Here is a 12,987-nt window from a genome sequence, read left to right as displayed (position 1 = left end):
TTGAGCGCAAATTTCTCGCTGTGCAACTTGCGCACGCAGCAACTCGCCGTTCTCAAAGGTCGGAAGCCTCGGGACATAACGAGGTGATGAAGGCGATCAGATGCGCCTTGGAGCGTTCGGACATCCTGGCCTCGGCGCGCCGGACGCAGGTCAACAGCCGCGACTCGTCCGAATCGCACGCCGCCGCGGCCTTGTGGCCGTCGATCCGGCCGCGGCCGGTCAGGAACCAGTCCAGCGAGATCTCGAGAACGCCGCACAGCAGCACGGCGTGATCGACCGAGATCGGACCGTTGTTCTTCCAGCGGGTCACGGTGCTTTCGTTGACGCCCATGGCGAAGGCCAAGGCATGTTGCTTGGTCATGCCCCTGAGCTGCATGGCTTCGACCATCCGCGCTCCGCGACTCGACATGCCCGGCGCTCCGCTTCGGCTGTTCGCGCTGCCGTGGACGATCGCGCAGCGGCTCACAGCGATCGCCGCGCCCGATTTGCGTCCGACCTCGATTGCTTTATCACAGCGCTGCACGGCCGCGATCTGCCGCGGCGCAAATCATCCCGGGCAACGGACGGCGCGATGCGGATTGCCACCTGTTCTGTACCGTCGCATATCGCCGGATGACGCACTTTAACGACAGATAGCCGCAAGTCATTGCGGCTACAGTCGTTTTCGGGGCCTACTGAGTTAAGCCATTGAAATTGCAGCGGGTTGCACCGGAAGGTTTTGGGGGTACGGTTGGGGGTATCGAAAGCTACTTCTTTGCCGGTTTGAGCATGGCAATCCTCGCCGCGAAGTATGCCTTTTCTACAGTTGCGTGGTTCAGCGGAGGCCTTTCATGGATCGTGCTTTTGCCGGGGCCGCCGACCACGAAGCCCTCAACATTTTCAGAGTGCAGCCAGTACACTTTCTCGTCTCGTCGGTCCTCGTGAAACCAGTACCTGTTGTCGGAGTTGCCTAGAATTTCTTCGATAGGCACATCGCGTTTCCATTTTTCCAGAACAAGTACATTCGCGGTCTTTGGTGCCGGCCCTCCAATCGCCAACCAAACTCTTTGCCCCGGCTTGTCGTGCGAAAGGCAACGCGCCTTGACGGACTCTTCCGTGACGATCTTCTCGTCATTGGGCTTCACCTCGAAATAGGCGTCGAAGTCCTTCAAGTAGAAATCGGGCAGATATTTCTCGCCAGATGATAAGGTTATCGTCTCGGGCTCGTATTGAAATTGGACTCCCAAAGTGTCGAAGAACACGGCCCACCTAGCCTCGGTCTGCGACCTGTACGTCACGCCGCCGTATTCAGTCTTAATCGCGTTCGCGCCGCGATCTTGAGCCTTATTCACATCCTGCATTTCCGCCCCCTCTTTCCTCAACCTGAGGTTGTTTCGCGTGTCTCGTTTGGCAAGCCCGGTTTCCGACTCGCCTGCCCGAAGGCAGGCGGCTGGGATCAGGCGAACAGGCCGGCATCCTTGAGAAACTGGCGGCGAGCCGAAATGCTTTTGATTTCTGCGGCGCGACGCATGGCGGCAATTTGCTCCATGTCGACCGTGTGCTTGTGCATCTGGCCCAGCAGCGCAAGAGTCGGAAGCGATTCCATAGCGCTTGCCTCGAACTTGTCGGCGGCCTGCTTGAGCCATTGGGCGCTGATCGTTTGCTTGGTCATGTCGTTCATCCTGGTGCGTTGTCGATGAAATGATTCTGCCACCGAATTCGCTCGCCCGGGCTATAACCACACATCACGCTAGGTCATTGGCCCGCCGCGCCGACTCACCACATCTTGGTCAAGCCGGCCGCCCACTCTACCCAGCCAAATTGGTGGTACTTTTGGGGGTATTTCGGCGTACAAGCCCCGTCATCATGCGTGGAGATTCTAAGTGATATGCGGTGATTTGGAATGACAATCCGTGTGGCGACTTGGAACGTCAACTCGGTCCGGCAGCGGCTGGACCATCTGGTCAGCTGGCTGAAGGATAGCCAGCCCGACGTGGTCTGCCTGCAGGAGATCAAATGCGTCGACGAGGCGTTTCCGCGCGAGCCGATCGAGGCGCTCGGCTACAACGTCGTCACCCACGGCCAGAAGACTTTCAACGGCGTGGCGCTGCTGTCGAAATATCCGCTCGAGGAAGCCAATCCGGGCCTCGCCGGTGACGATGGCGACGTTCATGCCCGGTTTCTCGAAGGCGTGGTGTCGCTGAAGCACGGCGTCGTGCGCGTCGCCTGCCTGTATCTGCCGAACGGCAATCCGGTCGGCAGCGAGAAGTATCCCTACAAACTGAGCTGGATGGTACGGCTGCGCGACTACGCCCAGCAGCGACTGAAGACCGAGGAGCCGCTGATCCTGGCCGGCGACTTCAACGTCATCCCGCAGCCGGGCGACGTGCACAATCCGGCGGCCTGGACCGAGGACGCGCTGTTCCGCCCCGAGACCCGCGAGAGCTTCCAGGCCCTGCTCGGCCTCGGCTTCACCGACGCGCTGCGCGCCACCACCGACGCGCCCGGCCAATACACTTTCTGGGACTACCAGGCCGGCGCCTGGCAGAAGAACTGGGGGCTGCGGATCGATCACCTGCTGCTGTCGCCGCAGGCCGCCGACCGGCTGCGCCATGTCGGCATCGACAGCTATGTGCGCAATTGGGAAAAGCCCTCGGACCACGTCCCGGTGTGGGCGGATCTCGATCTGGAAGCGGCGTAACGAAGTCCGAGCGAATCCGGCGTCATCCTGGGGCTGCGCCGCGCAGCGGCGGACTCGAAGGATTGGCCAAAGGCCCTGCCCTCGCCGTCGCCCTTCGAGGGCTCGCTTCGCTCGCCACCTCAGGAATGACGGCGAATGTGGCGTGATGCCTCAGTCCCGCCGGCCCTGCACCCAGTGCTCGAGCATCTGCAGTGCCATCACCCGGTCGTCGTCGGAAGCCTTGGCGAAAGCCTTATTGTAGCTGTCCTTGATCCAGGCCTCTTCCGGCGTCGCAGCGTCGCGCGCCAGGGTCAGCCACATCAGACCGCGGGCGGCCTGGCGGGGCAGCTTGTCGCCGTTGAACAGCAGGTGTCCGAGCATCGCCTGGGCCTGGTGCTGCCCCTTCTGGGCGGCGAGGCCGAGCCAGCGGGCGCCGTAGCGGAAGTCGCGCGGCACGCCGACGCCTTCGATATACAGCCGGGCCAGATCGTACTGCGCGTCGGCGTTGCCGAAATACGAGGCGGCGTAAGAGAACATCTCGCGCGCCCGCTCGGGATCGCGCTTGACCTTCGAATTCGGGATGCCGTCGAGATAGTAGCGGCCGAGTGCCACGAAGGCGTTGGCGACGATCGCGGCCTGCGGCGCCGACGGGCTGTCCTCGGCGTGGGCGTTGGCGATCTTGCTGAAATAGTCGAAAGCGCGCAGGTCGTCCTGATCGACGCCATTGCCGTCGGCATACATCTTCCCGAGGCGCCACTGCGCGATCGGGTGGCCGCCCTCGGCGGCATATTGCAGCGCGGTGAGCGAGGTGGTCGACGGCGCCGCCGGCAGCGCCTTCTTCAGCGCAGGCGCGGTACCCGGCTGGCTGGTGGCGACCGGGATCGCGGTGTCCTCCGGTCGAACCGGGGTGCCTTCGAACGCCGCCGCCGGCACGGCGCCTGCTCCGGCGCCGATCAGCAACGCGGCAAAAACGCTACGCCTAAAATTCCGCATCGCACATCTCGCGGGTCACCCCCGGTACGGTCGAATCGACCCGCCGGCTTTCCATCCAACACACTCCCGCCCTCTCCTCTGTCGCGGCCGCACCCGTTTCGGACGGGTCTGTGGCCGACGCTGCGGCGGTCAAATTTCTGTCACGGCCGCGACCGGCCGTCGGCTGTTCGACGGTCAGGTGATCGCACCTTGGTTGGCCATGATTGCGCAAGATCGTCGCCGGGAGCTGGGCACTATCAGCATCACCCTGCTGTTTGGCGAGATGACGGCCGAGCCGCCGCAAATCCGCGGCAGACGGTGACTTTTTGAAGACGCCGAGGCCCGACAGGTTCGCGCCGCAGCCAGTGGTCTGGCGGCTCGTCGGCATCGACCTGGTAGGCGTCGTGGCGAACATTCGCGAACTCGTCTTTCCGGCCGCCTCGCTGTCGGGCTTTCCGGACTTTCCCGGTAAGACCATCGACCTGCGCTCGGCTCAGGTCAGATGATCTCATTGACCGGTGTGGCCAAAAAGCGGCGCGTGCAAGAGCGACCATCAAAGACGGTTAAATGATGCAGAACTGTTGCGGCATAGCAACAAGAGTGTCCCGGCGGACACCCTTTTCGGGTGCACTTAGTAGCCGCTGGGGTCAGGCGTTGAGCACCTTGCCGTAGGCGTCGAGCACGGCTTCCTTCATCATCTCCGACAGCGTCGGGTGCGGGAAGACGGTGTGCATCAGCTCTTCCTCGGTGGTTTCGAGGTTCATCGCCACCACGTAACCCTGGATCAGCTCGGTGACTTCGGCGCCGATCATGTGGGCGCCCAAGAGCTGCCCCGTCTTCTTGTCGAAGATCACCTTGACCAGGCCCTGGTCCTCGCCGAGCGCAATCGCCTTGCCGTTGGCGGTGAACGGGAAGCGGCCGACCCGGATCTCCCGTCCCTGCTCCTTCGCCTTGGCCTCGGTAAGGCCAACGGAGGCGATCTGCGGCTGGCAGTAGGTGCAGCCGGGAATCAGGCTCTTGTCGAGCGGGTGCGGATGCAGGCCCTTGATGGCCTCGACACAGATCACCCCCTCGTGCTCGGCCTTGTGCGCCAGCATCGGCGGACCGGCGACATCGCCGATCGCGTAGATGCCGGGCACGCTGGTCTTGCCGAGCCCGTCGGTGACGATGGTGCCGCGGTCGAGCTTCACCCCGAGCTTCTCCAGCCCGAGATGCTCGACATTGCCGACCACGCCGACCGCCGAGATCACCCGGTCGAATTCCTGCGTCTCCGGCTTGCCGGTGCCGGGATCGATGGTGGCGACGACGCTATCAGCCTTCTTGTCGAGCTTGGTGACCTTGGCGCCGGTCAGGATCTTGATGCCCTGCTTCTCGAACCGCTTGCGGGCCAGCGCGGCGATCTCGGCGTCCTCGACCGGAAGGATCTGCGGCAGCACCTCGACCACGGTGACCTTGGCCCCCATGGTGTGGAAGAACGAGGCGAACTCGATGCCGATCGCGCCGGAGCCGACCACCAGCAGCGACTTCGGCATCACTTCCGGCACCATCGCCTCGAAATAGGTCCAGACCAGCTTCTTATCCGGCTCGAGCCCCGGCAGCACCCGCGGCCGCGCCCCGGTGGCGACGATGATGTGCTTGGCCTGATAGCTGCCCGGCGGCAACGCGCCCTTCGGCGCCTCGGTCTTGGAGGCAGCGACCGTGAGCTTGCCCGGCGCGTCGATCGTCGCCTGACCCCAGATGATCGAGATCTTGTTCTTCTTCATCAGGAAGCCGACGCCGTCGTTCAGCCGCTTCGACACCCCGCGCGAGCGCTGTACGATCGCCTTCGGATCAAACGAAATGTTATCGGCCGACAGCCCGTAATCCTTGGCGTGCTGCATGTAGTGATAGATTTCCGCCGAGCGCAGCAGCGCCTTGGTCGGAATGCAGCCCCAGTTGAGACAAATGCCGCCGAGATACGACTTCTCGACGATCGCGGTCTTGAACCCGAGCTGCGCCGCCCGGATCGCCGCGACATAGCCGCCGGGTCCGGAGCCGATGATGATGACGTCGAAGGAGGTGTCGGACATAACTACTCGCTCTTCTTTCCCTCACCCGCCCTCGCTTCGCTCGGGCACCCTCTCCCACAAGGGGAGAGGGGAAGAAACCTCACACCATCATCATCACGGGATTTTCGATCAGCGTCTTGAAGGCGCCGATCAGTTCGGCGCCGAGCGCACCGTCGACGGCGCGGTGATCGCAGGACAGCGTCACGCTCATCATGGTGGCGATTTCAATCTTGCCGTCCTTGACGATGGCGCGCTGCTCGCCAGTGCCGACCGCCAGGATGGTGGCGTGCGGCGGATTGATCACGGCGGTGAAGTCCTTGATCCCGAACATGCCGAGATTGGACACCGCGGTGGTGCCGCCCTGGTACTCTTCGGGCTTCAGCTTGCGGGCCCGCGCGCGCGCGGCAAAGTCCTTCATCTGCGCCGAGATCGACGACAGCGACTGAGTTTCGGCGCTGCGGATGATCGGGGTGATCAGCCCGCCCGGCATCGCGACCGCGACGCCGATGTCGGAATGCTTGTGCTTGAGCATCCCTGCCTCGGTCCACGACACGTTGGCGTCGGGGATGCGCTGCAGGGCGATCGCCATCGCCTTGATGATGAAGTCGTTGACCGACAGCTTGTAGGCCGGCTTGCCGTCCTTGTCCTTCGGCGCGGCGGCGTTGATGTCCTCGCGCGCGGCCAGCAGCCGGCCGAGGTTGCAGTCGATCGTCAGATAGAAATGCGGGATGGTCTGGGTCGACTGCGTCAACCTCTGCGCAATAGTCCGGCGCATGCCGTCGTGCGGCACCACTTCGTAAGAGCCTTCCGGATACAGCGCGCGGATCTGCTGATCCGACATCGCCGGCGCGATCGCCGGACCGGCCGCAGGGGCTGCTGCCGGCGCCTTCAGGCCGCCACCGCTCTTGGCCTGCTCGACGTCGCGGGCGATGACACGGCCGTGCGGGCCGGTGCCGGTGACGCGGGCGATATCGATGCCGGCGTCCTTGGCCAGCCGCCGCGCCAACGGCGAGGCGAATACGCGGGCGCCGTTATGCGTGGCTTCGCCCTTCGAGACGGGCGCTGGCGCGCCCTCCTCAGGGCGAGGAGCTACGTTTGTTGTTGGTTTTGTCGGAGCCTCTGTGTTGCCGCCCGCACTGCCCTCATCCTGAGGAGCCCGCGCAGCGGGCGTCTCGAAGGATGAGGCTGTTGGCTTCGGCGCCTCGGCCTTGCCGGCCCCTGCCCCAGCCGCTTTCACGTCCTCGCCGTCCTCGGCCAGCACCGCGATCACGTCGTTGACCGGCACGTCCTGGGTGCCTTCGGGCACGACGATCTTGGCCAGCGTGCCTTCGTCGGCGGCTTCGACTTCCATCGTCGCCTTGTCGGTCTCGATCTCGGCAATGACGTCGCCGCTTTTGACCTTGTCGCCCTCCTTCTTCAGCCACTTCGCAAGGTTGCCCTTCTCCATGGTCGGCGACAGCGCGGGCATCAGAATGTTGATCGGCATGAGGACAGAACCTTACTGCGGCCGTTCGGTGGTGGCGCCGGTGTCGGTCGGGCGCGACAGCTCGGCCTCGAACATCTCGACGATGCGCTCCAGCGCCTCGTCCTCGGTGTATTCGCTCTCGCGCGCATAGGCGCGCGCGGCGTGGCGGGCGATGTCGACCAGCAGCAGCCCCCACATCTCCGGATCTTCGAACGCGCGCATGAAGGCGATCGACAAACCGCCGTCGAGCACAAAGGCGCGCAACACTTCGATCGCATCTTCGCGGCCTTCGACGTCGGGCGGCAGCGGCTGTTGCTTGGGTCCGGTCATAGGGTCACCGATAGCAGACGGCTTTGGCGGCCTCGACCACCTCGGCGACGCTGGGCAGAGCCAGCTTTTCCAAATTGGCGGCATACGGCATCGGCACGTCCTTGCCCGATACGCGCGTCACCGGCGCGTCCAAGTAATCGAACGCGTGCTCCATGATCCGGGCGGAGAGTTCGGCGCCGACGCCGTTCTGCTGCCAGCCCTCTTCGACCGTCACCGCACGCCCGGTCTTCTTCACCGAGGCGATGATCGTTTCGGTGTCGAGCGGACGCAGCGTGCGCAGGTCGATCACCTCGGCCGAGATACCGTCCTTCGCCAGCTCGTCGGCGGCCTTCAGCGTGTAGGTCATACCGTGCGACCACGAGATCAGCGTGACATCCTTGCCCTCGCGGACGATGCGCGCTTTGCCGATCGGGATCACGTAGTCGTCGAGCTTCGGCACTTCGCCGTGCTGGCCGTACAGCATCTCGTGCTCGAGAAAGATCACCGGATTGGGATCGCGGATCGCCGCCTTGAGCAGGCCCTTGGCGTCGGCGGCCGAATACGGCGCCACCACTTTGAGGCCGGGGATCTGCGCGTACCAGGCCGAGTAGTCCTGGCTGTGCTGTGCGGCGACGCGCGAGGCGGCGCCGTTCGGGCCGCGGAACACGATCGAGCAGCCGAGCTGGCCGCCGGACATGTACAGCGTCTTCGCCGCCGAGTTGATGATCTGGTCGATCGCCTGCATGGCGAAGTTGAAGGTCATGAACTCGACGATCGGCTTCAACCCGGCAAAGCCGGCACCGACGCCGACGCCGGCGAAGCCGTGCTCGGTGATCGGGGTGTCGATCACGCGGCGGTCGCCGAATTCCTGCAGCAGTCCCTGCGTGACCTTGTAGGCGCCCTGATACTCGGCGACCTCTTCGCCCATCACGAACACGTCGGGATCGCGGCGCATTTCCTCGGCCATCGCATCGCGCAGCGCTTCGCGGATCGTCACCGTCACCATCTCGGTGCCGGCCGGAATATCCGGATCAGCGGCGGCCGACACCGTCGGTGCTTCTGGCGCGTGCTGCGCGGGCGCCGCTGCGGACTTGGCCTGCGCGGCTTCAGGCTCCGCTGCCGGCGGAGCCGATTGCGAGGCCTTGTTCTGCACGGCAGGGTCCGACGCCTTGTCGGCGTCGGCCGCGCTTTCGCCGTCGCCGAGAATGGTGGCGATCGGCGTGTTGACCGCGACGTCGTTGGTGCCTTCGGGGATCAGGATCTTGCCGAGCGTGCCTTCGTCGGCGGCTTCGACTTCCATCGTCGCCTTGTCGGTCTCGATCTCGGCGATGACGTCACCGCTTTTGACCTTGTCGCCTTCCTTCTTCAGCCATTTCGACAGGTTTCCCTTCTCCATGGTCGGCGACAGCGCGGGCATCAGAACTTGGATTGGCATTGGGGCTCCGCAGTCATTCAGTCAGGCGGGAAGCAGCCGCGACACGGCAAGGCGGGGATCAGCGATACACATCGGTGTACAGTTCGGACGGATCGGGCTCGGGATCGTGCTGCGCGAAGTCGGCTGACTCGTTGACGACCTTGCGCACCTCGGCATCGATCGCCTTCAGATCGTCCTCGGTCATGTCGAGCGCCAGCAGACGCTTGCGGACCTGCTCGATCGGATCCTGATCGTTGCGGATCTTGTCGACCTCTTCGCGCGACCGATACTTCGCCGGGTCAGACATCGAGTGACCGCGGTAGCGGTAGGTCTGCATTTCGAGAATGAACGGACCGTTGCCGGCGCGGCAATGCGCCACCGCCTTGTCGCCGGCAGCCTTCACCGCGCGCACGTCCATGCCGTCGACCTGCTCGCCCGGAATGTTGAACGACACGCCGCGCTTGGAGAAATCGGTCTGCGCCGAGGAGCGCGTCACCGACGTGCCCATCGCGTAGCGGTTGTTCTCGATCACGTACACCACGGGGAGCTTCCACAGCTCCGCCATGTTGAAGCTCTCGTACACCTGGCCCTGATTGGCGGCGCCGTCGCCGAAATAAGCGAGGCAGACGCGACCATCGCCGCGATAGCGGTTGGCGAAGGCGATGCCGGTGCCGAGCGAGACCTGCGCGCCGACGATGCCGTGTCCGCCGAAGAAACTCTTCTCCCGGCTGAACATGTGCATCGAGCCGCCCTTGCCCTTGGAGTAGCCGCCGCGGCGCCCGGTGAGTTCGGCCATCACACCGTTGGCATCCATGCCGCAGGCGAGCATGTGACCGTGATCGCGATAGCCGGTGATCACCTGATCACCTTCGCGTAGCGCCATCTGCATGCCGACGACGACGGCTTCCTGACCGATGTAGAGGTGGCAGAATCCGCCGATTGCACCCATGCCGTAGAGCTGGCCCGCTTTCTCTTCGAAGCGACGGATCAGCAGCATCTCACGAAAGGCGCCGAGCTCCTGTTCCTTGCTGAAAGGCGGCACATTCGACGGTGACGCTCCTCCGGCCTTGTCCTGTGCTGTTTCCTTCGCGGCGCTCTTCTTGGGTGCGGCCATGGCGATTCCGATTAGAGATGAGATGAGCCTCTCTATCGTAACTTATAGCGGCTTGAAAGGATCGCTATGTCGCTGCGCGCAAATCAATATGCCGCAGTGCAGCGACACGAAACTTTCGAAATCGTTCGTCCAGATTTTTGGAATTTGCGCACTCAGCGCGCCGGCATCATCCGCACCAGGTCCGCCGGATTGGCGAAGTCGAGCTGATAGCGCACGCGCTCGTCGAGCATGTCGGGATCGATCCGGTCGGAGCGCAGCAGCGAGACTCGCTGCTCGGCCTCGGCGCGTTGCTGGCGGAGCTGCACCAGCTCCGCAGTCAGCGCGGTGATTTCCTGGTCGAGCTCCTGCTGCGCCGTCAGGCCGTAGCGGCCGGTGTAGGCGTTGACGCCGAAATAGCCGATCACGGCGGCAGCGATCGCGTACAGCGCGATGCCGGCGAGGATCGATTTGAGACGACTGCGGGTGACCATGGCCGGACCATGGGACAGCGCGGTTAACGCGCGGCTAACGCCGCATCTGTCCCGCCAGCTTGACAGCCGGCGGGGCGGATGCGGCCGACGTTATTTGTACTGCTGGGCGACGAAGCCGGCGAAGGCGTCGATGTACTTCTGCAGGAACTCGCGCAGCGCGTCCTTGACCAGCGCACCGTCCTCGCCGAACGCATCCCCGATGCCGCCGACATAAGCCTCCGGCTGCTGCAGCGTCGGCATGTTCAGAAACACCAGGCATTGCCGCAGATGGTGGTTGGCGCCGAAACCGCCGATCGCGCCCGGCGAATTCGACAGCACGCCGGCCGGCTTCTTGTCGAAGCAGCTCTTGCCGTAGGGCCGCGACCCGACGTCGATGGCGTTTTTCAGCACGCCGGGAATCGAGCGGTTGTATTCGGGAGTTACGAACAGCACCGCATCAGAGGCCTTGATGCTGTCGCGGAACGCGGTCCAGTCGGCCGGCGGCGCGTCGGTTTCGAGATCCTGGTTGTACATCGACAGGCCGTGCAGCGTGACGATGTCCAGCTTCACCGTGTCCGGCGCCAGCGCGGCGAGCGCCTGCGCGGTCCGCAGCGAATACGCCTGCTTGCGCAAGCTGCCGACGACGGTCGCGACACGATATGGTGGGGCCATAGGCAATCCTCCGGTCATGCAATCAGACAATCGCGGCGAGCCTATCCCGCCGCGATGACGGAGAATGCGCAACATGCGACAAGCACGCCGCGATGACGCGGTTTTGATGGGCGCACCTGCCCGGTTTCGTGCGGAGGCGAACCTCCGCACCTGGCACTCGCAGCCCTATTCGGCCGCGGCGCGGTTACCCAGCACCTCATGGTTGTGTGCGCCGAGCTTCGGTGTGGCGAGCTCGGGATGCGGGCGCGCGCCGTCGAACACGATCGGCAGACCGGCGACGGTGAGACCAGTGTCCGGCATCGTGCGCAGCAGATCGACCGCGGCTAGCTGCTCGGTGGCGGCGAGCTCGGGAATGTCGTTGACCGGGCTGACCGGCACGCCGGCCCCCTTGAGCGCAGCGAGCCAGTCGGCGGCACTGCGGCTCTTCAGCACCTCCTGCATCAGCGGGATCAGGACGGGCCGATGCGCCTGCCGGTCGCGCACCCGCGCAAAGCGCTGGTCGGCGCTCCACTCCGGATGGCCGAGCACCTCGGCACAGCGCGCGAACAGCCGGTCGTTGCCGGCCGCGATCACGATCGGTCGGTCGGCGGTCTCGAACACCTGGTACGGCGCCAGCGTGCCGCTGGCGGTGCCGTGGCGCACAGGGGGCTCGCCGTCGAGCAGATAGCCGCTGAGCGACATGTCGACCCAGCCGACCGCCGTGTCGAACAGCGAGGTGTCGATCACGCAGCCCTTGCCGGTGACGTGGCGCTGCTGAAGCGCCGCCAGCGCGCCGATCACGCACCATTGCGCAGTGGCGCGATCGTTGATCGGCGGCGCGCAGAAGGTCGGCGGATGCTCCGGGCCGCCGGTGAGCGACATCACCGCGCCATAGGCCTGCAGCAGTGGATCGAAGCCCGGCTCCTTGCTCAGCGGACCGGACTTGCCGAACGCCCACACCGAACAATAGATCAGCCGCGGATTGACCGCGCACATCACGTCCGGCCCGATGCCGCACGACGCGACCACGCCGGAGCGCAGGTTCTGGATCAGGATGTCCGCATCCTGGACAAGTTGTTTGAGCCGCGCGACGTCGTCCGGGTTCTTGATGTCGAGCGTCACCGACCGCTTGTTGCGGTTGTAGGTGTGAAACAGCAAGGAATCGCCGTCGACGAAGGGCGGGCCCCAGTGCCGGGCATCGTCGCCGCCGTCGTGCTTCTCGATCTTGATCACGTCGGCGCCCATGTCGCCGAGGATCATCCCGGCCATCGGCCCGGCGATCGCCTGCGCGATCTCGATCACTTTGATGCCGGCGAGCGGTCCACCCATTGCGGTCTCCGATTTCGTGTTATGTCTGTTGGCGCGCACTGTTTCAGTGGCGCGAGGCAAATTGCAAGTGTCTGGCAGGAGCGATGCGCGCAATGGTGACCGCCGAATTTCTCATCACCTCGCTGATCGTGGTCGCCTCGCCCGGAACCGGCGTGCTCTATACGGTGGCCACCGGCCTGTCGCGCGGCTCACGCGCCAGCGCGATTGCGGCGTTCGGCTCGACCATCGGCATCGTGCCCCACATGGCGGCGGCGATCCTCGGCCTCGCCGCCCTGCTCCACACCAGCGCGGTGGCGTTCCAGCTCTTCAAGTATCTCGGCGTCGCCTATCTGCTCTACATGGCGTGGAAGACGCTCGGCGAGCGCGGCCCGCTCAGCGTCGAGACCGATGTCGGCGCTCCGTCGGCAGTGCAGATGACGGTGACGGGCGTCCTGATCAACATCCTCAATCCGAAGCTGTCGATCTTCTTCCTCGCCTTCCTGCCGCAGTTCGTTTCGGCCGATGACGCCCATCCGCTCGGCCGGATGGTCGAGCTGAGCGGCATCTTCATGCTGATGACCTTCGTGGTGGTCGTGAT

15 protein-coding genes are annotated in these 12,987 nt (G+C 64.6%); 3 read left to right on the top strand and 12 right to left on the bottom strand.

Annotation, left to right across the window (positions count from 1 at the left end; all coding sequences use genetic code 11):
* Positions 1 to 52: 52 nt before the first annotated feature.
* The 3 genes from DU475_RS08170 to DU475_RS08160 all read right to left on the bottom strand — a co-directional run bounded on the left by DU475_RS08170 (position 53) and on the right by DU475_RS08160 (position 1,651).
* Positions 53 to 409 (bottom strand): helix-turn-helix domain-containing protein, encoded by a 357-nt coding sequence (locus DU475_RS08170; protein WP_164631647.1) that lies wholly within the window; start codon positions 407 to 409, stop codon positions 53 to 55.
* 337 nt (positions 410 to 746) lie between these two features.
* Positions 747 to 1,340: a PDDEXK family nuclease gene (locus tag DU475_RS08165; protein ID WP_164631646.1), complete on the bottom strand. Its 594-nt coding sequence runs from the start codon at positions 1,338 to 1,340 to the stop codon at positions 747 to 749.
* A gap of 95 nt (positions 1,341 to 1,435) precedes the next feature.
* Positions 1,436 to 1,651 (bottom strand): hypothetical protein, encoded by a 216-nt coding sequence (locus tag DU475_RS08160; protein WP_164631645.1) that lies wholly within the window; start codon positions 1,649 to 1,651, stop codon positions 1,436 to 1,438.
* Between the two features lie 237 nt (positions 1,652 to 1,888).
* Here DU475_RS08160 and xth point away from each other — a divergent pair, with 237 nt between their 5' ends.
* Entirely contained in the window at positions 1,889 to 2,680 is a 792-nt protein-coding gene (gene xth, locus DU475_RS08155) for an exodeoxyribonuclease III (protein WP_164631660.1), read from the top strand.
* 150 nt (positions 2,681 to 2,830) lie between these two features.
* Here xth and DU475_RS08150 read toward each other — a convergent pair whose 3' ends face one another.
* Positions 2,831 to 3,652, bottom strand: coding sequence for a tetratricopeptide repeat protein (locus tag DU475_RS08150; protein WP_013502349.1), 822 nt, complete (start codon positions 3,650 to 3,652; stop codon positions 2,831 to 2,833).
* A gap of 305 nt (positions 3,653 to 3,957) precedes the next feature.
* On the opposite strand from DU475_RS08150, the gene DU475_RS08145 reads away from it, so the two are divergent.
* The gene (locus DU475_RS08145; RefSeq protein WP_164631644.1) at positions 3,958 to 4,137 is read left to right on the top strand and encodes a hypothetical protein; all 180 of its coding nucleotides are present in this window, start codon (positions 3,958 to 3,960) and stop codon (positions 4,135 to 4,137) included.
* 141 nt (positions 4,138 to 4,278) lie between these two features.
* On the opposite strand, the gene lpdA is transcribed toward DU475_RS08145, so the two are convergent.
* From lpdA to DU475_RS08105, 8 genes are all read right to left on the bottom strand, one after another.
* Complete coding sequence (gene lpdA, locus DU475_RS08140) at positions 4,279 to 5,700, bottom strand: dihydrolipoyl dehydrogenase (protein ID WP_164631643.1); 1,422 nt, start codon at positions 5,698 to 5,700, stop codon at positions 4,279 to 4,281.
* Positions 5,701 to 5,779: 79 nt separating this feature from the next.
* Positions 5,780 to 7,165: a pyruvate dehydrogenase complex dihydrolipoamide acetyltransferase gene (locus DU475_RS08135; RefSeq protein ID WP_164631642.1), complete on the bottom strand. Its 1,386-nt coding sequence runs from the start codon at positions 7,163 to 7,165 to the stop codon at positions 5,780 to 5,782.
* A 12-nt stretch (positions 7,166 to 7,177) separates the two neighbouring features.
* Complete coding sequence (locus DU475_RS08130) at positions 7,178 to 7,474, bottom strand: DUF5076 domain-containing protein (protein WP_114356184.1); 297 nt, start codon at positions 7,472 to 7,474, stop codon at positions 7,178 to 7,180.
* Positions 7,475 to 7,478: 4 nt separating this feature from the next.
* Positions 7,479 to 8,888, bottom strand: a complete 1,410-nt coding sequence (locus DU475_RS08125) for a pyruvate dehydrogenase complex E1 component subunit beta (protein WP_164631641.1) — start codon at positions 8,886 to 8,888, stop codon at positions 7,479 to 7,481.
* Positions 8,889 to 8,946: 58 nt separating this feature from the next.
* Positions 8,947 to 9,981, bottom strand: a complete 1,035-nt coding sequence (gene pdhA, locus DU475_RS08120) for a pyruvate dehydrogenase (acetyl-transferring) E1 component subunit alpha (protein ID WP_047307842.1) — start codon at positions 9,979 to 9,981, stop codon at positions 8,947 to 8,949.
* 152 nt (positions 9,982 to 10,133) lie between these two features.
* A complete protein-coding gene (locus DU475_RS08115; RefSeq protein ID WP_013502343.1) occupies positions 10,134 to 10,451 on the bottom strand; it encodes an FtsB family cell division protein in 318 nt (105 codons plus the stop codon).
* A gap of 90 nt (positions 10,452 to 10,541) precedes the next feature.
* Positions 10,542 to 11,102: an NADPH-dependent FMN reductase gene (locus tag DU475_RS08110; protein ID WP_164631640.1), complete on the bottom strand. Its 561-nt coding sequence runs from the start codon at positions 11,100 to 11,102 to the stop codon at positions 10,542 to 10,544.
* Between the two features lie 165 nt (positions 11,103 to 11,267).
* A complete protein-coding gene (locus DU475_RS08105; protein WP_164631639.1) occupies positions 11,268 to 12,410 on the bottom strand; it encodes a CaiB/BaiF CoA transferase family protein in 1,143 nt (380 codons plus the stop codon).
* Between the two features lie 92 nt (positions 12,411 to 12,502).
* On the opposite strand from DU475_RS08105, the gene DU475_RS08100 reads away from it, so the two are divergent.
* The coding region (locus tag DU475_RS08100) for a LysE family translocator (RefSeq protein ID WP_164631638.1) at positions 12,503 to 12,987 on the top strand (485 nt) is incomplete at its 3' end.

This window comes from Rhodopseudomonas sp. WA056 (assembly GCF_010906995.1).
GTDB classification, from domain to species: Bacteria; Pseudomonadota; Alphaproteobacteria; order Rhizobiales; family Xanthobacteraceae; genus Rhodopseudomonas; species Rhodopseudomonas palustris_G.
Note: the sequence above shows the minus strand (reverse complement) of the source record. Positions and strands in the feature narration are given on the sequence as shown.